This window comes from Variovorax sp. GrIS 2.14 (assembly GCF_046115955.1).
In the GTDB taxonomy this organism is placed as follows: Bacteria; Pseudomonadota; Gammaproteobacteria; order Burkholderiales; family Burkholderiaceae_C; genus Variovorax.
In genome coordinates this window covers 38,278-58,668 of the sequence record NZ_JBJXIA010000007.1, presented here as the reverse complement: position 1 = coordinate 58,668, position 20,391 = coordinate 38,278, and the positions used below count along the sequence as shown (strand labels likewise).

Here is a 20,391-nt window from a genome sequence, read left to right as displayed (position 1 = left end):
CGCCGGGCTTGATGTCGATAGGATTTTGCGCGGTGGCGGCTAGTCGACCAGCTTGACCTCGACCCGACGCGCTTCGGCGTTGTTGCCCGAGCCCGCCGTCTCGCCCGGCTTTTGCAGATCGACCTTGGCGGCCGGCACGCCCAGCCCGGTCAGCACGTCGCGAACCATCTCCGCGCGCTTCTTGGCGAGTTGCTCGTTGACGGCGGCATCGCCCGTAGTGTCGTGGTAGCCAGATATCACTGCCTTGCGACCGCCCTGCACGCCCTTGATGACCGCAGCCAGTGCCTCGGCGGCGCCCGGTGCCAGATCGGCGCTGCCGGTGGCGAAGTAGAAGGCGACCACACCGTTGGCGCCGACGTTGACGCTGGCGCCGTCGGGGATCGTCACCGTCACGGTCTCGGTGACAACCGCGATGGGCGGCACTGCAGCTGCGGCGGGCGCCACCATCGCCGCGACAGGCGCGCCGCCCGATTTAGCCGGTTTGGCGCTGTGCCCCTTGTGCCAGATCACGATGCCGACCAGCAGGAAGATGACGAGCGCGATGAGTCCAAAGAGCAGGCCGAGAATCAGGTTTTGCAGGCTGTCGTCGTCGGCGCTGGATGCCATGGGTCTGTCTCCATAGGAAAGGGGGCGGTAAATAATGGTGCGGTGAACCATGACCCTGAAATTGTAGTTGGCAACCCCGGCCCTCCCGGACTCGACCCGCTGCCACGACCGTTGCGCGACCCCAAGCCGATGCTCGATCGCGTGATCCACGAATGGGGCGGGCACCAGGATTTCTGGGTGTATGGCTATGGCTCGCTGATCTGGCGACCCGACTTCGACTTTGCCGAGCGCCGCCCGGCCCGTGTGCACGGCTGGCATCGGGCGCTGAAGATGTGGAGCCGCGTAAACCGCGGCACGCCGGAAAACCCCGGCCTGGTGTTCGGCCTGCTGTCGGGCGGCAGTTGTCGCGGCATGGCGTTTCGCATCCCGCAGTCGGATGCGCTCGAAACACTGGGCCGCCTCTGGCTGCGCGAGATGCCGACGGGTGTCTACGACCCGCGCTGGCTCGATTGCGTAACGCCTGGCGGCACAGTGCGCGCGCTGGCTTTCACGCTGTCTCGCCGCAGCCCCAACTTCACCGGCGAGCTGAGCGACGCGCGCTATCGCGAGATCTTTTCCAGTGCGGTAGGGCGCTACGGCACCTCGCTCGACTATGCGCAGCAGACCTTGCAGGAACTGCAGCGCCACGCCATCCACGATGCGGCATTGGCCCGTCTGATCAAGCTCGCTGCAGAAGAAGTCGCGGCCGGCACCGATGGCGGCGGGGCGGCAATGCGGCTATACAACGAGTCACCTTCCAATTCCGACCAGGAACCTTCATGAATCTTCGCTTCGCCTGTATTTCATCCGCAGTACGGTCCTCCGTACGCTCTTGCGCCGTGTGGTCGCTCTCGATCAGCACGGCGGTCGTGCTCACGGCTTGTGGGAGCATGGGTGGCAGCAGGCCCGGCGCGGTCGCCAACCTGGTGCCGACTGCCGCCATCAACCCCAACCCGACGATGGGCACGGTGGTGTTCAGCACGCTCGATCACGGCGTGCGCATCAAGGGCGAAGTGCGCGGACTGGCGCCGGGAAGCGAGCACGGCTTCCACATCCATGAAAAGGGCGACTGCGCCAACAACGGAGATGCATCGGGAGGACATTTCAACCCGACCGGCGTCACGCATGGAAAGTTCGGCGCGCCGGGCAGCCACGCAGGCGAGCTGCCGAGCCTGGTGGCGGATGCTGCAGGCGTCGCCCGCTTCTCGGTCGACGACCACTCGCTGTCGATGACCGAAGGCGCCGACAACAACGTCGTCGGCCGTGCCTTGATCGTGCATCGCGATCGCGACGACTTCACGACGCAGCCGTCCGGCAACTCGGGACCGCGCATCGCCTGCGCGATCGTCACGCGCAGCTAGCCGGCGCGGCGTGCGAGCAGCAGGCGTTCGGCTTGCGCCAGCGCGTCGGGGGTATCGACGTCGGTGACGATGCCGATGTCTTCGACTTCCACATCGGTCACCGCCCCCGCCGCGCGCAGCGCTCGCAGCACGGGCGCCGCGCCAAGGTTGCCTTCGAGTGCCGAGAGTCGCGCGAAGCACGCCGCAGCGAAGCCGACCGGATGGCCGCGCTCGCCACGAAAGCGCGGTTGTGCCGCGTGCACCGCTGCCGACAACGCAGCCGCCACTGCACGCAGCGTCGTCGATTGCACCAGCGGCAGATCGCCCGGCAGGATCAACCAGCCGGCCGCATCGCTGGTAGCGCGCACTGCGGCCGCGATCGAATCGCCCATGCCCGGATGACCGACGTCTTCCAGATGCCAGGGCAGCCCGCTGGCGCGAACCGCGTCAAGCGTGTGCGCCAGCACGGGCTGCCCTGCCAGTGCGGATTGCAGTTTGGAGCCGATACCACCGGCCGCGCGGAAGCGCTCGCCACGCCCGGAGGCCAGCACGATCACGGTGGGGAGGCGATCCGGGGGAAGCGACGCGAGGAAGGTCATCGCCCGCCAGTATCCATGCGCGCAGACAGCTTGCGCAACAATGCCGGCATGACCTCGCCCAACGCCGACCTCGCCTCACTTCGCAAAAGCTACGAGCGTGCCGAACTCGACGAAACCCACAGTGCCGGCGAGCCGCTGATGCAGTTCGAGCGCTGGCTCGCCGAGGCAATCGATTCGAAGGTGCCAGAGCCGAATGCGATGACGCTGGCCACCGTCGGAGGCGACCTGCGGCCATCGACCCGCATCGTGCTCATCAAGGGCTACGACGCGCGTGGCATCGTCTGGTACACCAATTACCAGAGTCGCAAGGGCCAGGAGATCGCTGGCAATCCTTATGCGGCGCTGCAGTTTCACTGGGTCGAGCTGGAGCGCGTGGTGCGCATCGAAGGCACCGTCGAAAAAATCAGCGCCGAAGAGAGCGACGCGTACTTCGCCAGTCGGCCGCTCGACTCGCGTATCGGGGCCTGGGCCAGCCCGCAAAGCGAAGTGATCAGCGGCCGTGATGTCCTTGTCAAGAACGCGGCGCTCGCTGCCGCCAAACATTTGCTCTCGCCTCCGCGCCCGCCGCATTGGGGCGGCTATCGGCTGGTGCCCGAGCAATGGGAGTTCTGGCAAGGCCGCCGCAGCCGGCTGCACGACCGCCTGCGCTATCGTCGCCAGTCGGACGCGTGGGTGCGAGAACGGCTCGCGCCTTGAACGCCCGGTGAGCGACCGGTAAACCGGTAAGCGGCCAGCCTTACGGGCACTGCTTTTTCAGGAATTCGTTTTCTTCGACCGTCACCGGTTCACCGAGTGCGGTGCGCATCGTGATGTCACTGCAACGCGGTGGCCTGGCAGGCTGGATTTTGCGTTCGGTGGCCGTCCCCTTTTGAACCGACGGGCGGGCAGCGACCTTGGGCTCGTCGCGCTTCGGCGCTTCGCGTGACGGCGGTGCGGCGCTCGAGAGACACGGCGTTCGACAGGGCACATCCGGTGGCGCTGGCCGTACCGGGTTATCGGCCGCGGCCGCGCAGCCGATGGCGCCGAGCCACACGCCCGCCCCCATCAGCCCGGTTCGAATCAAGGTCGAAACCGACCGTTCGACGCCCATCAAGATGCACCCGATCTCACATTGACCGCCACTGTAGGTTGATCGCGCTGCGGCGCCACTTCCACAAACGGCCAGCTTGCCGAAAGACATAGGCGCCTTCTCCTCAAAGCCTCCCGACCAGCGCCATCACCAGCGACAGCGTCACCAACGCGAGCCCGGTCGACACCACCACACTGGCCGTCACCAGCTCTTGCGCCGTCTTGTAGCGCTGCGAGAACAGGAACACGTTGGCGCCGATCGGCAACGCCGCAGCAACCACCATCACGGTCAATGGCAAGCCACGCAGTCCGAAGAGCAGCCCGAGCCCCGCCACCAGCGCCGGATGCACGATGTTCTTGATGGTCGCCTGCACCAGCGCGCCGCGCCAGTGCATGCCGACAGGCGTCAACGCCAGCGTGATGCCGACCATCACCAGCGCGACCGGACTGAACGCAGCGCCGAGCAGCGCGATGGGCGTGTCGATGGCCGCGGGCATGGTGAGACCGGTCTGCGCCCACAACAGGCCCGCGATGATCGGCAGCGGCACCGGATGAATGACAGCGTTGAAGAGCGCCCGACCCACCGTGTGCGCCATCGAGCGACGCTCGGAACCGCTGATCGTCGCGTGCTCGTGCGCCACCGCGAGTTCGAGCACGATGGTCGCGCTGGTCATCAACACCAGCGAGTGCAACGAGATCAACGTGAGCAGCACCACCATGCCTTCGGGTCCGTAGGCCAAGCCGATCAGCGCGATACCGATCATCACGGTGTTGCTGTAGGTGTTGGCCAGCGCGAGCACCGCCGCCGTGCGATTGAAACCGCGCCACACCAGCGTGCCCGCGAAGATCAGCCCCGCACCGACGAAGTACGCAGCCACCGGCCGCAGGCTGAGCTGCTCGACATGCACGGTACTCATCGCGCGGAACAACAGCGCCGGGGCCAGCAACAGAAAGATCAGGTTCGAAAGATCCTTGACCGACGCAGCGCTGACCCAGCGCCGCTTGCCTGCCATATAGCCGCAGGCGATCAGCAGGACGACGGGCAGCAGCGAGGAGAAGACGGAGGCGTTCACTGGAAACAGGTATGCGTTATCGCGGCACCTTGCCCATCGTCTTCGGCGCGCGCAGGAAGTCGAAATCGACGCCCTGGTCGGCCTGCGTCACGCTCTGCAGGAAGAGCTTCTTGTAGCCGCGCGCAGCGGTCGGCTCGATCACCGGCGACGCTGCCGCGCGCCGCGCCAACTCTTGGTCGGACACCAGCAATGCGATCTCGCGGTTCGTCACGCTCAGGCGAATGCGGTCGCCGTTCTGCACATAAGCCAGCGGCCCGCCGATGGCCGATTCCGGCGTGACGTGCAGCACGATGGTGCCGAAGGCGGTGCCGCTCATGCGCCCATCGGAAATGCGCACGATGTCCTTCACGCCAGCGCGCGCCAGCTTGCGCGGAATCGGGATGTAGCCGGCTTCGGGCATGCCGGGAGCACCCTTGGGGCCGATGTTCTTCAGCACCAGGATGTCTTCTGCAGTGACGTCCAGATCGTCGCGATCGATGCGCGTCACCAGGTCTTCGATGTTCTCGAACACCACCGCCCTGCCCTCGTGCTCCATCAGCTTGGGGTCGGCTGCCGACTGCTTGATGATCGCGCCGCCGGGCGCCAGGTTGCCGCGCAACACGGCGATACCGCCTTGCGGATAGATCGGGTTGCGCGCACTGCGCACCACGTCTTGCTTGAAGCCGGGACCTGAGCGCTCGATCTCTTCGCCCAGCGTGCGGCCGGTGACTGTCATTGCATCGAGCTTGAGCAACGGCTTGAGTTCGCGCAGCAGCGTCGCCATGCCGCCGGCATGATGAAAGTCTTCCATGTAGTGCTGGCCCGAAGGCTTCAGGTCGAGCAGCACAGGCGTCTCGCGGCCCATGCGGTCGAGCGCCGCCAGGTCGATCTCCAGCCCCATGCGGCCGGCGATGGCGGTCAGGTGGACGATGCCGTTGGTCGAGCCGCCGATGGCGAGCAATACGCGCATCGCGTTCTCGAAGGCATCGGGCGTCAGCACCTTGTCGATGGTCAGCCCGTCGCGTGCCATCTGAACCGCCTGCGCGCCGGTCTGCTCGGCGATGCGAATGCGGTCGGCCGTGACGGCCGGTGGCGAGGCGCCCCCAGGCATCGTCATGCCCAGGGCTTCGGCGATGCAGGCCATGGTGCTGGCCGTGCCCATCACCGAGCAGGTGCCGACGCTGGCGACCAGCTGGTCGTTGACCTCGGCGATCTCTTCGGCATCGACCTCTTCGGCGCGGTACTTGCCCCAGTAGCGACGGCAGTCGGTGCAGGCACCGACGCGCTCGCCACGGTGGCTGCCGGTCAGCATCGAGCCGGTGATGAGCTGGATCGACGGGATGTTGGCCGATGCCGCGCCCATCAACTGCGCCGGCACGGTCTTGTCGCAGCCGCCGATCAGCACCACCGCGTCCATTGGCTGGGCGCGGACCATCTCCTCGGTGTCCATCGACATCAGGTTGCGCAGGTACATGCTGGTCGGCGCGGCAAAGCTCTCGTGTACCGAGATGGTCGGGAAGTCCATCGGCAGGCCGCCCGCCAGCATCACGCCGCGCTTGACCGCTTCGATGAGTTGCGGCGCGTTGCCATGGCACGGGTTGTAGGCGCTGCCGGTATTGGCGATGCCGATCACCGGGCGGTCGAGCGCGGCATCGGTGAAGCCCGCGCCCTTGATGAAGGCCTTGCGCAGGAACAGCGAAAAGCCCTGGTCGCCGTAGCTGGTCAGGCCTTTGCGCATGCCGCTGTTGTCGGGCGGATCGGTGGGTTCGAATGGAGAAGCGGACATCGTGGGAGTGCCTTAAGGAATCTGGTGCCGAGGTTAAAGCGCTTTTCGGGTTGAGGCGCTTTCGGATGGCTATGCTCGGTCACTCATGATTTCGCCCCCTTCCGAGAGTCCGGCGCCGGACGTCAGTCCCGCCGACAACGCCCGCCGCGGCCGCCTCATCGCATTTCTCGTCGCCGCGGCCTTCTTCATGGAGAACCTCGACGCCACCGTCATCACGACGGCGGTGCCCGCCATGGCGCAGAGCTTCGGCGTGTTGCCGGTGAACCTGTCGATCGGCATCAGCGCCTACCTGCTGGCGCTGGCGGTGTTCATCCCGATGAGCGGCTGGGTGGCCGACCGCTTCGGTCCGCGCTCCGTCTTTGCCGGCGCGGTGCTGCTGTTCACGCTGGCCTCGGTGGCATGCGGCCTGGCACAGAGCCTGCCGGTGTTCGTGGCCGCGCGCATCGTGCAGGGCATCGGCGGCGCGCTGATGGTGCCGGTGGGCCGGCTGGTGGTATTGCGCAGCACGCCCAAGAGCGGCCTGGTCAAAGCCATCGCGACGATCACCTGGCCCGGCCTGGCGGCGCCGGTGCTCGGGCCGCCGCTGGGCGGCTGGATCGCCAGCACCTGGAGCTGGCACTGGATCTTCTTTTTGAACGTGCCGCTCGGTGCGATCGCGATCGTGCTCGCGCTGCGCTGGATCGACGACGCGCCCGGCAAGCTGCGCCCGTTCGACTGGACCGGTTTCGCCGCCAGCGGGTTCGGCCTGGCGGCCCTGATGTACGGGCTGGAGCTGATGAGCCACACGCCCATCGACTGGCTCTTCGCCGGCGCGTTGGCGGCAGGTGGTGCGGCCTCGTTGGGCTTCGCGCTCTGGCACCTGCGGCGCACGGCGCATCCGCTGGTCGACCTGTCGGCCTTCGGCGTGCAGACCTTCAGGGTGTCGGTGTTCGGCGGATCGCTCTTTCGCATCGCGATCAGCAGCGCGCCGTTCTTGCTGCCGCTGATGTTTCAGCTGGCTTTTGGCTTCAGCATGGTCGCCTCGGGCTTCATGATGCTGGCGATGTTCGGCGGCAACCTCGGCATGAAGCCGGCCACCAGCTTCGTCATGCGGCGGCTGGGGTTTCGTGGCACGCTGCTCTTCAACGGCCTGTTGGTGGCGCTCGGTTTCGCGGCGCTCATGGCGTTTTCTGCCGACACGCCGGTCGCGGTCATGGCGGCGGTGCTGGTGTTGAGCGGCATGTGCCGGTCGATGCAGTTCACCGCCATCAACACGCTGGCGTTCTGCGACACCACCCCGGCGCAGACCAGCGGTGCGACCACGCTTTTCAGCATGTTCCAACAGGCGAGCGCAGGCGTCGGCATCGCGTTTGGAGCGATCGGGCTGAGCATCGCCGAGCGCTTTACAGGGCATGCCGGTGCGCCCGGCGTGCAGGACTTTCGCATCGCCTTCGGGCTCGTCACCGCGGTGGCGCTGCTGGCGCTGGTGGATGCGGTGGGCTTGCCGCGGGATGCGGGAAGCAGGGTGAGCGGGCACCCGGCTCCCGCATCCGCGAAAGCGTAGGCGCGGACGTCAGAACGTCGCGCGCAGCCCGACCTTCAACGTCCGTCCCGGCAACGGCGCATTGGGGTACACCGTCGTCGTCAGGATCGACGTCGCGCTGTACGCCAGCTTGTTGGTGATGTTGTCGAGGCGCGCATACCAGGTGAGGTTGGCGCGGTCGACTTTCATGCGGTACGTGAGCGCCGCATTCCACAAGGTGTAGGCGTCGGTCTCGCGGGCGCCCATTTCCGGCACGCGGTGCTGTGCGGCGTTGTAGTCGAAACCGACACGAGCACCCCACGGTCCGTTGCCATATGCCAGCGTGCCGCCGACGCGCACGGGTGCGATGCGCGGCAAGGGCTCGCCGGTGTCGGTATTGATCGCGCGAACCAGGTCACCACGCCATTCGAGATCGAGGGTCGAGCCGTCGTTCATCTTCGAGAAACCGTCGGTGCCCAGCAGCCGCAAATTGCCGTTGGCCTCGATGCCGGTGAAGCGCGCGCGCACGCCGTTGTAGGCGTACTCGGCGAGCGCATCCGGTGTGCCAGGCAAGGCCAATACGTTGCCATCTGCGTCGAGTTCGCGCCCGGTCGAGGTCAGGCCGATGTAGTTCTGGAAGCGCGTGACGTACGCATTGACGCGCGCCGTATTCGGGCCCGACTTCCATTGCGCACCGATGTCCAGGCCGGTCGACTTCTCTTTCTTGAGCGATGGATCGCCGACCTCCCATGCGGCGGTCGCGACGTGCGGGCCGTTGGCGAAGAGCTCGTAGTCCTTCGGTGCACGCTCGGTGTACGCGAGGTTCGATGTCAGTTGCCACTGCGGTGCGAGATTGACCAGCGCCCCCAGTGCCGCACTGTGCGGGTTGAAGTCGCGCTCGCCGATCGCGAAGCGCGTCACGCTCGGGTCCTCCGGGTAGCCCAGCGACGTCACCTTCACTTGCTCGGTGCGCGCACCGAAGCTCAGGCGGCCCCACGACGTGCCCAGTTCTTCATGCAGAAAGATGGCGTTGGCCCGCGTGCGGCTGTTCGGCGCGAAGGCTTCTTCGCCATCGGCAGAGAAGCGGTTGCTCTCGCTGCTGAAGCCGATCAGGCCTTCGAAGTTTCCGATTTTCTGGTGCTTGGCTTCGAGCCTGAAGTCGTTGCTCTTGTTGGCGAAGGTGGTGCCGGCCGTGGCACCTTCGAACTCCGTGTGGCGATAGTCCGTGTGGCTCAGCTTGGCGTGCACGCTGGTGAAGAAGCCACCCGGCCGCCACTCGCCTTCGAGCGCGTAGCGATCCGACTTCATGCCGATGGTCACGTCGTCTTCGGCCACGGTGCCGTACGTGCTGCGGTAGGTGCTGGCGGAGGCACCGATCCAGCCCTGGTCGAAGAACAGCGTGCCGCCAATGGCGCCGCCGTGCGCCTGGTTGGCCGAGTTGCAGATGCGGCGCGCCAGACCCGGTGAACCCGGCTTGCTGCATTGCAGTTCGATCGGCACCGAGACATCGCCCGACTCACGATCGAAGGCGTCGACGTGCAACACGTAGCGATCGTTGCCGCCTTCGAGGACGACGCCGCCGTTCTTTTCCCGGTTGCCGGTCGAATAGCCCAGATCGGCGCGGCCGCCGAAGCTGCCTGCCGCATCGAAGGGTTCGGTCGGAATGCGGTTGTCGATGACGTTGACGACACCGCCGACCGCGCTGCCGCCGTACTGCAGTGCCGAGGGGCCGCGCAACACCTCGATGCGGTCGGTCACCAGTGCATCGACCGGCACCGCATGGTCGTAGCTCAGAGCCGACGCATCGGGCGCGCCGCCGCCGTTCTGCAGGATGCGGATGCGGTCGCCGTCCTGGCCACGGATGATCGGCCGGCTCGCGTTGGGGCCGAAGTAACTGCTGCTCACGCCGGGCAGCCCGTCGAGCGTTTCGCCGAGCGTGGACTGCGAACGCAGCAACAAGGCATCGCCTTTGAGCGAGGCGGTGGGTGCGATCGAATCCGTGGCGCCGAGCGGGTTGCCGGTGACGGTGATTTCCTGCAGCGTGGGCGCCGCGTTAGGGGTCGTTTCAGATTGCGCGTAGGCCGCCGAGGCGGCGAGCAAGGAGACAGCGGCGCCGATGGCGCCACGACGAAAAGAAGGGGTCATGAAATTGAGAAGCTCGTTGAATCGAAAGGAAGCCAGCAGGCGCACGCACGCTGAACGCGTGCGGCAGCCGCCGGAACCGAAAGCAGGGATTCAGCGAGAAGAAGGCGGACCGCGCGCTTGAAACAGCGCGACCCAGCGGGCGAGAACTTCGCCCTGAAAGAAGTCGAACGTGGCCGTCGGCAAGACCAACGGCAGAACGATCAAAGGTACGGCGATGGCCGCCGGCCCGTGGGAAAGTTGGTCGTACAAACGGCATTGCGCGTCGCCGTCCGCATGATCGGCAAAGAGCGCTGCGAAGCCGGTGAAGTGAGCGGTGCGAACGGCCTTGGCGACGGACTGTCTTGCAACGGCTGAAGCAGCGGGAGCCTTCGTTGCCTGCTCAGTGGCCTGCGGCGCGCCCGGCACGTGCACCACGCCATGCACCAGCCCCATCGTCGACGCGAACCAAAGCGCTACCGCCAGCAAGACGGCGATAAGCGGGTTCGCGCTTAGGCGCGGCAAACGGGACAGACGCAGTAAATGCACAGGCATAAAAGTCAGAACTCGGCCGAAAGACTCAACCCTTCACCTTCGAAGCAAAGGTCTTCTGGAACTTCTCGACTTTAGGGCCGACCACGAAAGCGCAGTAGCCCTGGTTCGGGTTGTTCACGAAATACTCCTGGTGGTAAGCCTCGGCCGTCGAATAGTTCGCAAGCGGCTCGACCTCGGTCACCAAGGGCGAGCGGTAAGTCTTGCTCTCGCCGATTTCGCGAATCACGCCATCGGCCACCTGCCTTTGCGCATCGCTCGTGTAGTAGATCCCGCTGCGGTACTGCGTGCCGGCATCGTTGCCCTGGCGGTTCAGCGTCGTCGGGTCGTGGATGACGAAGAAGATCTCGAGGATCTCGCGCAGGCTGATCTGCGCGGTGTCGAAGACGACCTTGACCACTTCGACATTGCCGGTGCGCCCAGTGCAGACCTGCTCGTAAGTCGGGTTGATCGTCTGGCCGTTGCAGTAACCGGATTCGACGTCGACGACGCCTTGCACCCGGTCGAAGACCGCTTCGGTGCACCAGAAGCAGCCGCCGCCCAGCACGATGGTTTCGGTTTTGGTGGATGGGTCGATGGAGGTGGGCATGGATGACATTGTGGCTTCTTGACGGTTTGAAGGGCGGTCACTACATTACTAACCCGTTAGTCATTAACGTTAATTTGCAATTTCTCGATGCCCGCTCCCCGCTTTTTCACCGACAAGATCTGCCCGATTCGGGGCAAGCGCGAGCGTCGGAAGGAAGCGCGACCGGGCGAACTGCTCGAAGCGGCACTCGACCTGTTCGTCGAAAAGGGCTTCGCCGCAACGAGATCCGAAGAAGTGGCGGCCCGCGCCGGTGTTTCCAAGGGCACCCTCTTCCTTTATTTTCCAAGTAAGGAAGAGCTCTTCAAAGCGGTCGTGGTCGAGAACCTGGCGGGCCGCTTCACCGAGTGGAACCAGGAGTTCAAAACCTTCGAGGGCAGCACCGCCGACATGTTGCGCTACTGCATGCGAATCTGGTGGGAGCGCGTCGGGGCGACCAAGGCGTCGGGGCTGACCAAGCTCATGGTGAGCGAGGGCAACAACTTTCCGGAGCTTGCCGCCTTCTACCGGCGAGAAGTCGTGCTGCCGGGCCACGACTTGCTGCGACGCATCCTGCAGCGCGGCATCGACAGCGGTGAGTTCGCGCCCGTCGATGTCGGGCTGGCGATCTACACCATCGTCGCGCCGATGATTTTCCTGATGCTGTCCAAGCACTCGAGCAGCATTTGCATCGACGGAGAAGTGCCGCTCGACCCGGAAAAGTACATCGCGCTGCAGGCCGAGACGGTGTTGCACGGGCTTTCCGCCACCCAGCGGAGCGCGCCATGAATCGCGGCATGAAGTGGGGAATTGCCACGCTTGCCATCGTGCTGGTCGCGGGCGGCGTGTTCCGCGCGATCGGTGCGCGCAAAGCTCAGACGGTGGCCGTCGCCGCAAAGGCGCCTTCGGAGACTGTCGTTCAGCTGGCCGCGGCCGATGTCGTCAGAGTGGCACGCCGCGAACTGGCGCAGACGCTTGCCGTGTCGGGCACCTTGCGCGCCGTCGATTCGGCCGCCGTCAAGGCGCGCGTTGCCGGCGAACTAACCGGCCTCACGGTACGCGAAGGCGACACGGTGACGGCCGGCCAGATCATCGGCCGCATCGAGCCGACCGAGTACGAATCGCGCTTGCGGCAAGCCCAGGAGCAGGCCGACTCGGCCAGCGCGCAGGCCGAGGTGGCTCAACGTTCGTACGACAACAACAAGGCGCTGGTCGACCAGGGATTCATCTCGAAGACCGCGCTCGACACCTCGCAATCGAACCTGAACGCGGCGCGCTCGACGCACCGGGCTGCGCTCGCGGCCGTCGACGTCACCCGCAAGTCCCTCACCGATACCGTGCTGCGCAGCCCGATCGCAGGGCAGGTCGCGCAACGGCTGGTGCAGTCCGGAGAGCGTGTCGCCATCGATGCGCGAGTGATCGAGGTGGTCGACCTTCGCAATATCGAAGTGGAGGCGACGCTGGCCGCGGCCGACTCGATCGCGGTGCGCGTCGGTCAGCGCGCGACGTTGCAGATCGAAGGCAGCGGCCTCGACGCCGCCGGCGCCGACAGCACGGTGGGGGCCACAGTGGCACGCGTCAACCCTAGCGCCCAGGCTGGCAGCCGCAGTGTGCTGGTCTACCTGCGGCTCGACCGCGCTACCGGGTTCAGGCAGGGCCTCTTCGCGCAAGGCCGCATCGACGTCGGGCGCAGTTCAGCGCTCGCGCTGCCACTGTCGGCTGTGCGCATCGACAAGCCGGCCCCGTACGTGCAGATGGTGGCCGACGGGCGCATCGTGCATCGCGCCGTGCAACCGGGAATGCGCGGCCAGGTCGACCGCCAGACGATGGTGGCGTTGACCGGCGTGGACGACGGCACCCTGGTTGTTGCCGGCACGATCGGCCCGCTGCGCGAAGGCACCTTGGTTCGCCTGGCGTCGGGCACCGCGCCGAACTGACCGACATGTGGTTCACCCGCGTCAGCCTCAGGAACCCCGTCTTCGCGACGATGCTGATGCTCGCGCTGGTGGTGCTCGGCATCTTTTCCTACCAGCGACTGCAGGTCGACCAGTTCCCCAACATCGATTTTCCGGTGGTCGTGATCACCACCGAATATCCCGGCGCCTCGCCTGAAATCGTCGAGAGCGAAGTCACCAAGAAGGTAGAAGAAGGCGTGAATTCGATCGCCGGCATCAACGCCCTCACCTCACGCAGCTACGAGGGGATGTCGGTGGTCATCATCGAGTTCCAGTTGTATGTCGATGGACGCAAGGCGGCCGACGACGTGCGCGAAAAAGTCGCTGCGGTGCGACCGCTGTTTCGCGACGAAGTGAAAGACCCGCGCGTGCTGCGCTTCGACCCGGCGTCGCGTGCGGTGTGGTCGGTCGCGGTGTTGCCGGACGGCGCCACCGGCAAACAACCGAGTGCCGTCGAACTCACCAATTGGGCCGATCAGGTGTTGAAGAAGCGGTTGGAAAACGTGCGCGGCGTCGGCTCGGTCACGCTCGTTGGCGGCACCAAGCGCGAGATCAACCTCTATCTCAATCCGCAGGCGATGGAGGCGTTCGGCGTCAGCACCGAGCAAGTCGTCAACGCGGTGAGGAACGAGAACCAGGCGTTGCCGGTCGGCTCGGTGCGTTCGCTCGAGCAAGACCGCGTGGTGCAGATCGACGCGCGCATGGAACGGCCCGAAGACTTCGGCAAGATCATCGTGATGCGCAAGGGCGGTGCGCCGATCCGCATCGACCAGGTCGCACGGGTGAGCGACGGTGCACAGGAGATCGACAGCCTCGCGCTGTACAACGGCCAGCGCACGCTGCTGCTGTCGGTGCAAAAGGCGCAGGACGAAAACACCATCGGCGTGGTGGACGGCCTCATCAGGGCCATTACCGAGATCCGGCCGCAACTGCCGCCTGGCATCAGGCTCGAACCCATCGGCGATGCGGCACGGCCGATTCGGGTGGCGGTAGAGAACGTTCGTCAAACGCTGATCGAGGGCGCTCTGCTCACCGTGCTCATCGTCTTTTTGTTTTTGAACTCGTGGCGCTCGACGGTGATCACCGGGCTCACCTTGCCCATCGCGTTGATCGGCACCTTCTGGTTCATGGCGATGTTCGGTTTCACCATCAACATGATCACGTTGATGGCGCTGTCGTTGTGCGTCGGCTTGCTGATCGACGACGCGATCGTGGTGCGCGAGAACATCGTGCGGCACGTACAGATGGGCAAGACGCCGTTTCGCGCGGCGCTCGATGGCACGCAGGAAATCGGGCTCGCGGTGCTGGCCACTACGCTGTCGATCGTCGCCGTGTTCCTGCCGATCGGCTTCATGGGCGGGATCATCGGCAAGTTCTTCCATGAGTTCGGCATCACGATCGTGGCGGCGGTGCTGATCTCGATGTTCGTGAGTTTTACGCTCGATCCGATGCTGTCGAGCATCTGGCACGACCCGTCCATCGACAAGCAGGGCCGGCGCGGCCCGCCAGTGACTTTCTACGACCGCACCATCGGCCGTGTCACCGGCTGGTTCGATCGATCGACCGAGCGCCTGGCCGAGGGCTACCAGAGCATCTTGCGGTGGTCGCTCGGGCACAAGCTCACCACCCTGCTGATAGCACTCGGCATCTTCGTCGGCAGCATCTTCATGGTGCCGTTGCTCGGCACCGAGTTCGTGCCCAAGGCCGACTTCTCGGAAACTGCGATCGCGTTCTACACGCCGGTCGGCTCCTCGCTCGAAGTGACCGAAGCCAAGGCACGACAGGTCGAAGGCATCCTGCGCGAGATGCCCGAAGTGCGCTACACGCTCTCGACCATCAACACCGGCGACGCGCAGGGAAAGATGTACGCCAGCATTTACGTGCGGCTGGTCGATCGCAAAGCGCGCAGCCGCAGCGTCGACCAGATGTCGGCGGTGCTGCGTCAGCGCCTGAGCACGGTGCCGGGCATGACGGTCACGCACGTGGGGCTGCGCGATTCGGTCGGCGGCAACAAGGCGGTCGAGTTCTCGTTGCAAGGCCCGGATCTGCAGGAACTCACGCGCCTGAGCCAAACCGTGATGGAGCGCATCCGCACCATCCCCGGCCTGGTCGATCTCGACTCCAGCCAGAAGCCGAACAAGCCGACGGTGAGCGTCGTCGTGCGGCGCGATGCGGCATCCGATCTCGGCCTGGGCGTGGCACCGATCGCCAGCGCGCTGCGCACGCTGGTGGCCGGCACCACGGTCGGCAACTGGCGCGCGCCGGACGACCAGACCTACGACGTCAACGTGCGGCTCGCCCCTGAAGTGCGCAACTCGCCGGCCGATCTTGAGCGCCTGCCTTTCGTGACCGCCGCCGCCGGCAGCAACGCCGACGGATCCAGCCGCGTCGTGCGACTCAACCAGGTCGCCGACGTGCGCGAATCGACCGGGCCGAACCAGATCAACCGCCGTGCACTGGCGCGCGAGGTGAGCGTCAACGCGAACACCGACGGCCGCTCGGCCGGCGAGGTGTCGAACGACGTCAAGGCCGCGCTGGCGGGCATCGCTTTCCCACCGGGCTACGGCTGGCAGTTCAGCGGCGCGACCAAGAACATGCAGGAGTCGTTTTCCTATGCCGTGTCTGCGCTGGCGCTCGCGATCATCTTCATCTACATGATCCTGGCGAGCCAGTTCAAGAGCTTCTTGCAGCCGCTGGCGCTGATGACGGCCCTGCCGCTCACGCTCATTGGCGTGGTGCTGGCGTTGCTTACGTTCCACTCGACGTTGTCGATGTTCTCGATCATCGGCATCGTGATGCTGATGGGGCTCGTCACCAAGAACGCGATTTTGCTGGTGGACTTCGCGATCCGCTCGCGTGAGCCGGGCGTCGATGCCGAAGGCCATGAAGTGCCCGGCCTGGAGCGCGCAGAAGCATTGCTGCTGGCCGCCCGCGTTCGGTTGCGGCCCATCCTCATGACCACGCTGGCCATGATCTTCGGCATGGTGCCACTGGCCTTCGCGATCAGCGAAGGCTCGGAGCAGCGCGCGCCGATGGGCCAGGCCGTGATCGGTGGCGTCATCACCTCCTCGCTGCTCACTCTGGTGGTGGTGCCGGTCGTGTACTGCTACATGGACGACCTTGCCGCCTGGGCGCGCCGCCGCTGGAGCGGCACCGTAGCGGACAAATCGGCAAAGACGGCACCGGCCCTGCCAGCCACGCCACCTAAAATCGAGGGTTTGCCCTGATCCCTCAAGGAAAAAACAGATGATGAATCCAACCCAGACGCAGGAGCGCTTGCGCTTCAACATGATCGAACAGCAGATTCGCCCCTGGGACGTGCTCGACCTCGAAATCCTCGACCTGCTCGCCACGATCCGGCGCGAAGACTATGTGCCGCGAGCGCACCGCGCCCTTGCCTTCTTCGACATGGAGATCCCGCTGCGTGACGGCTCCGTCGCCGGCCAGTTCATGCTGTCGCCGAAGGTCGAAGCCCGCATGCTGCAAGACCTGCACATTCAAAAGAACGAGTCGGTGCTGGAGATCGGCACCGGCTCCGGTTTCATGGCCGCGTTGCTGGCCCACCGCGCTGCGCAAGTGCTGACGCTCGAGATCGACGGCGAGCTGGCCGAAGCCGCCACGACGACGCTCGCTCGCAACGGCATCACCAATGTCGAAGTGCGCCATACCGACGGATCGAAGCCGCTGCCGAGCGGCCCGAGCTTCGACGTGATCGTGCTGAGCGGATCTGTGGCCCGCATGCCGCAGAACCTGCTGGGCTCGCTCAAGGTCGGCGGTCGCATAGCAGCCATCGTCGGCGACGAGCCGATGATGCGTGCCCATTTCGCCACCCGCGTGAGCGAAGGCAAGTGGGAAACGACACAGCCGTGGGACACCGTGGCACCACGCCTGCTCAACTTTCCCGAGCCTTCGCGCTTTTCGTTCTGAACCCGATCGAAGCGACCGACAAATGATCGACCAAGTACGCCCGTCTGATCTCGCTGCATGGTTCGCGCAGAACGCGGACGCAACGCCGGTATTGCTCGACGTGCGCGAGCCATGGGAATTGCAAACCGCGAGCGTCGCGCCGCAAGGCTTCACGCTCTTGGCGATCCCGATGAACGAAGTGCCCGCGCGCCTGGCTGAACTCGACGATGGTCAGCGCATCGCGTGCCTCTGCCATCACGGTGCACGCAGCCAGCGGGTGGCCGCCTTCCTGAGCCAGAACGGCGTTGCCGAGGTGGCCAACGTGGCAGGTGGCATCGACGCCTGGTCGGCCCAGCACGACGCTGCCGTGCCGCGCTACTGATTTTTCTTCAAGGACTCTTCAATGCCCTTCTGGCCCCGGCTTCTCCCACTTCCTGCCGCGCTCGCAACGTTCTTTGCCGCGGTCGTACCGTCGGCACACAGCCAGAGCTTGATCGAGCTTTTCGACGCCGCACGCGGCTACGACGCAACCTACCAGGGTGCACGTGCGCAGTACGACGCCAGCCTGGCGCGCGCGGCACAGGCCAAGGCCGGCATCCTGCCGGCGGTGGGGTTGACGGCAGGGGCAGGCCGCACCGATCTCGGCATCAACGTGCTGGCCGGCACGCAGGGCTCTGTGGCTCGCGACTACAACACGCAGAACGTTGGCATCAACGCAACGCAGCCGATCTACCGGCCGGCCAACTGGGCCACCTACGAACAGGGCCTGCGGCAAGCCGATATCGCGCAGGCCGTGCTCACCACCGCCGATCAGGACCTGATCGTGCGCGTGAGCCAGGCGTACTTCGACGTGCTGGCCAGCCAAGACAGCCTGGCGCTGGTGCGGGCGCAAAAGGTGGCCGTCGCCGAGCAACTCGCATCGGCCAAGCGCAACTTCGAAGTCGGCACCTCGACCATCACCGACTCGCGCGAAGCGCAGGCCCGCTACGACCTGGTCATCGCGCAGGAGATCGCTGCCGAGAACGACTTGCAAGTGAAGAAGATCGTGCTCGACCAGCTGGTCGGGCGACCGGGCAGCGCGCCGACGCCGCTGGCTGCGCCTGTCGTGTTGCCGACGGCGCTGCCGGCCGACATCAACGCATGGGTCTTGCAGGCCGAAGACATGCACCCGTCCATTCGCCAGGCACGGCTCGGGCTCGATGTCGCGAGTCTCGAAGTACAAAAGGCCGAAGCCGGTCACAAGCCGACGCTCGACGCCAACCTCGGCTACAACGTGACGCGCAACCCGAGCGGCACGAGCACCAGCACGGTCGGCACGCGCATCAACGCAGCGACCATCGGCGTGGTGTTCAACCTGCCGCTGTTCGCCGGGTTCGCAACCGAAAACCGCATCAAGGAAACGCTGGCGCTCGAGGAGCAATTGAAGCAGCAACTCGAATCGACCCGCCGCAGCGTGACGCAGGCAACGCGCTCGGCCTACCTGGGGCTGGTGTCGGGCGCGGGCCAGGTCAAGGCGCTGGAAGCGGCGGAGTCGTCGAGCCAGAGCGCGCTCGATGCGAACCGGCTGGGATACCAGGTGGGCGTGCGCATCAACATCGACGTGTTGAATTCGCAGAGCCAGCTCTACCAGACCAAGCGCGACCTCGCGCAAGCGCGCTACAACGTGCTGCTGGGCAACTTGAAATTGCGACAGGCCAACGGCACGTTGACGGCGGACGATCTTCAGGCGATCAACTCGACGCTGGCGGCGCCGGGCAGCGCGGCGGCCAACGCTTCGCCGACGGCTCCCTCTGCTGCGACGCAAAGCCCTGTGCCCGTGGCGCCTACGCCATCGATCGTGGTGCCTCCGGTGCAGATCCAGCCGTTCAATCCGACACCTCCGGTGATGCCGACCGCACCGCCGGCGCCACCAGTGATCAATCCGCCGGCTCGCTGACAGCAGCCAGCCGACCTAACCGTCGTCGCGGTCTCTTCAGTCGCCGACCATGGGATCGAGAAGGTCGGGGTCCAGCAGTTCGGGTTCCGTGCGTTCGAGAGGCGCGTCTTGCACCAGCGCCAATACGGCTGCGGCCGTACGTTGTGCGGCGCCACGGTTGGAAGATGAGAAAGCGATGGCTGCCTCCACCATCGCTTCTCGCTTGCCCGCATTACCGACCAGCCCCAGCGCCGCCATCACCGCATGTTCCATGTCCGGCACACGCTGCGCCGCGCCAGCCGACAAGGCCAAGTCGGCCGCTTCGGCAAAGTTGAAGGTCGAAGGGCCCATGACGATCGGGCAACCGCACGCAGCTGCCTCGATCAAGTTCTGCCCGCCCAGCGGCTCGAAGCTGCCACCGAGCAATGCCACGCTGGCAAGCCCGTAATACAGCGCCATTTCGCCGAGCGAATCGCCCAGCCAGATTTCGGAATCGGCCGGCCCGCTGGCCGAACTCCGGCGCGCCACGCCGAAACCTTGCGACTCGATCAATGCCGCCACTTCATCGAAGCGTTGCGGATGCCGCGGCACGATCATCCATTGCACCTCGTGCACGCGTTTGGCGATGGAACTGATGGCGGCTTGCGCCGGCGGCACCGGCACCGCGGCGCCGAAGCGCTTGAGCACTTCGAGCAGCATGCGCTCTTCGCCGTCCCGCGAACTTGCCAGCACGACGATCGGCTTGGGCAACGACGCACGCAGCGAATCGGCAGCTGCCAACTGGCGCAAATCCGGTGCTGCGTCGAACTTCAGGTTGCCGTAGACGCCGGCGACCTTGGCGCCCAGAGACACCAGCCGATGCGCATCGGCCTCGGTCTGCGCCCACACCGCTGCGAGCGCGCCGTACGCCGGCCGCGCCAACCACGCGAGCCGTTCAGCAGAGGCCAACGACTTGGCGTTGAGGCGCGCATTGGCAAGCACCAGCGGGATGCCGCGCTCGGCACAGGCCGCAGCCATTTCAGGCCAGACCTCGGTTTCCATCAGCACGCCGATGCGCGGTTGAAACCGATCGAGAAAGGCGGCGACGGCCTGCTGCGTGTCCCACGGCAACCAGACCTGCATGTCACCGGGCTCCAGCAGCTTGGCGCCCTCTTCGCGACCGGTGGCGGTGCCGTGCGTGAGCAGGATCGGCACACCGGGATGCTGGCGTCTCAGTTCGATCAGCAGGATGCCGGCCGCGCGCGATTCACCGAGCGACACCGCATGGATCCAGCACCAGTCGGTGCCAGTGAGTGCCGCGTCGTAAACGCCGAAGCGCTCTTCCACCGCCACGGCGTATCCGGGTTCTGCGACCGCGCGCTTGCGCAGCTTGCGGCGCAGCATCGGCTGCGCGAGTCGCATCATCGCGCCGTACAGGCGCAGCACCGACGACCTCACGTTGCGCAG

Annotated in this window: 19 protein-coding genes; 10 read left to right on the top strand and 9 right to left on the bottom strand. The window is 65.8% G+C overall.

The annotated features are described in order from the left end of the window. Window positions 1-39 precede the first annotated feature (39 nt). On the bottom strand, window positions 40-606 hold the full coding sequence (locus tag RCH10_RS13275; protein WP_409052718.1) for an OmpA family protein: 567 nt from the start codon (window positions 604-606) through the stop codon (window positions 40-42). 42 nt (window positions 607-648) lie between these two features. On the opposite strand from RCH10_RS13275, the gene RCH10_RS13270 reads away from it, so the two are divergent. Together RCH10_RS13270 and RCH10_RS13265 are read left to right on the top strand one after the other, a co-directional pair. Next, window positions 649-1,368 (top strand): gamma-glutamylcyclotransferase, encoded by a 720-nt coding sequence (locus RCH10_RS13270; RefSeq protein ID WP_409052717.1) that lies wholly within the window; start codon window positions 649-651, stop codon window positions 1,366-1,368. 107 nt (window positions 1,369-1,475) lie between these two features. Next, complete coding sequence (locus RCH10_RS13265; RefSeq protein WP_261802649.1) at window positions 1,476-1,946, top strand: superoxide dismutase family protein; 471 nt, start codon at window positions 1,476-1,478, stop codon at window positions 1,944-1,946. Here the strand turns inward: RCH10_RS13265 and RCH10_RS13260 are convergent. Further along, a complete protein-coding gene (locus RCH10_RS13260; protein ID WP_409052716.1) occupies window positions 1,943-2,524 on the bottom strand; it encodes an NTP transferase domain-containing protein in 582 nt (193 codons plus the stop codon). The two genes, RCH10_RS13265 and RCH10_RS13260, sit on opposite strands and share 4 nt — an antisense overlap. A gap of 15 nt (window positions 2,525-2,539) precedes the next feature. On the opposite strand from RCH10_RS13260, the gene pdxH reads away from it, so the two are divergent. Continuing rightward, a complete protein-coding gene (pdxH, locus tag RCH10_RS13255) occupies window positions 2,540-3,220 on the top strand; it encodes a pyridoxamine 5'-phosphate oxidase (protein WP_409052715.1) in 681 nt (226 codons plus the stop codon). A 40-nt stretch (window positions 3,221-3,260) separates the two neighbouring features. Here the strand turns inward: pdxH and RCH10_RS13250 are convergent, their stop codons facing one another. The 3 genes from RCH10_RS13250 to RCH10_RS13240 form a co-directional block, all read right to left on the bottom strand. Then, complete coding sequence (locus RCH10_RS13250) at window positions 3,261-3,614, bottom strand: hypothetical protein (protein WP_409052714.1); 354 nt, start codon at window positions 3,612-3,614, stop codon at window positions 3,261-3,263. A gap of 103 nt (window positions 3,615-3,717) precedes the next feature. Continuing rightward, a complete protein-coding gene (locus RCH10_RS13245) occupies window positions 3,718-4,665 on the bottom strand; it encodes an AEC family transporter (RefSeq protein ID WP_409052713.1) in 948 nt (315 codons plus the stop codon). Between the two features lie 16 nt (window positions 4,666-4,681). Further along, entirely contained in the window at window positions 4,682-6,430 is a 1,749-nt protein-coding gene (locus RCH10_RS13240) for an IlvD/Edd family dehydratase (protein ID WP_409052712.1), read from the bottom strand. A gap of 85 nt (window positions 6,431-6,515) precedes the next feature. On the opposite strand from RCH10_RS13240, the gene RCH10_RS13235 reads away from it, so the two are divergent. Beyond that, window positions 6,516-7,973 carry an MFS transporter gene (locus RCH10_RS13235; protein ID WP_409052711.1) on the top strand — a complete coding sequence of 486 codons (1,458 nt, stop codon included), beginning with the start codon at window positions 6,516-6,518 and terminating at the stop codon, window positions 7,971-7,973. A gap of 9 nt (window positions 7,974-7,982) precedes the next feature. Here the strand turns inward: RCH10_RS13235 and RCH10_RS13230 are convergent, their stop codons facing one another. The 3 genes from RCH10_RS13230 to msrA form a co-directional block, all read right to left on the bottom strand. Next, window positions 7,983-10,076, bottom strand: a complete 2,094-nt coding sequence (locus tag RCH10_RS13230; RefSeq protein ID WP_409052710.1) for a TonB-dependent receptor — start codon at window positions 10,074-10,076, stop codon at window positions 7,983-7,985. Window positions 10,077-10,166: 90 nt separating this feature from the next. After that, window positions 10,167-10,607, bottom strand: a complete 441-nt coding sequence (locus RCH10_RS13225; protein ID WP_409052709.1) for a hypothetical protein — start codon at window positions 10,605-10,607, stop codon at window positions 10,167-10,169. Window positions 10,608-10,632: 25 nt separating this feature from the next. Next, window positions 10,633-11,202, bottom strand: coding sequence for a peptide-methionine (S)-S-oxide reductase MsrA (gene msrA, locus RCH10_RS13220; RefSeq protein WP_409052708.1), 570 nt, complete (start codon window positions 11,200-11,202; stop codon window positions 10,633-10,635). Window positions 11,203-11,280: 78 nt separating this feature from the next. Here msrA and RCH10_RS13215 point away from each other — a divergent pair, with 78 nt between their 5' ends. Genes RCH10_RS13215 through RCH10_RS13190 form a run of 6 tightly spaced genes read left to right on the top strand, consistent with a single transcriptional unit; the run spans window position 11,281 to window position 18,966 of the window. After that, window positions 11,281-11,958 carry a TetR/AcrR family transcriptional regulator gene (locus RCH10_RS13215; protein WP_187051164.1) on the top strand — a complete coding sequence of 226 codons (678 nt, stop codon included), beginning with the start codon at window positions 11,281-11,283 and terminating at the stop codon, window positions 11,956-11,958. Further along, window positions 11,955-13,106 carry an efflux RND transporter periplasmic adaptor subunit gene (locus RCH10_RS13210; RefSeq protein ID WP_323498094.1) on the top strand — a complete coding sequence of 384 codons (1,152 nt, stop codon included), beginning with the start codon at window positions 11,955-11,957 and terminating at the stop codon, window positions 13,104-13,106. The genes RCH10_RS13215 and RCH10_RS13210 overlap by 4 nt, the downstream gene beginning before the upstream one ends. Window positions 13,107-13,111: 5 nt before the next feature. After that, window positions 13,112-16,351: an efflux RND transporter permease subunit gene (locus RCH10_RS13205; protein WP_409052707.1), complete on the top strand. Its 3,240-nt coding sequence runs from the start codon at window positions 13,112-13,114 to the stop codon at window positions 16,349-16,351. Between the two features lie 22 nt (window positions 16,352-16,373). Continuing rightward, window positions 16,374-17,051, top strand: coding sequence for a protein-L-isoaspartate O-methyltransferase family protein (locus tag RCH10_RS13200; protein WP_409052862.1), 678 nt, complete (start codon window positions 16,374-16,376; stop codon window positions 17,049-17,051). A gap of 22 nt (window positions 17,052-17,073) precedes the next feature. Further along, a complete protein-coding gene (locus tag RCH10_RS13195) occupies window positions 17,074-17,412 on the top strand; it encodes a rhodanese-like domain-containing protein (RefSeq protein WP_409052706.1) in 339 nt (112 codons plus the stop codon). Between the two features lie 21 nt (window positions 17,413-17,433). Continuing rightward, the gene (locus RCH10_RS13190; protein ID WP_409052705.1) at window positions 17,434-18,966 is read left to right on the top strand and encodes a TolC family outer membrane protein; all 1,533 of its coding nucleotides are present in this window, start codon (window positions 17,434-17,436) and stop codon (window positions 18,964-18,966) included. A 36-nt stretch (window positions 18,967-19,002) separates the two neighbouring features. Here the strand turns inward: RCH10_RS13190 and RCH10_RS13185 are convergent, their stop codons facing one another. Next, window positions 19,003-20,382, bottom strand: a complete 1,380-nt coding sequence (locus RCH10_RS13185; protein WP_409052704.1) for a 3-deoxy-D-manno-octulosonic acid transferase — start codon at window positions 20,380-20,382, stop codon at window positions 19,003-19,005. Between the last annotated feature and the right edge of the window lie 9 nt (window positions 20,383-20,391).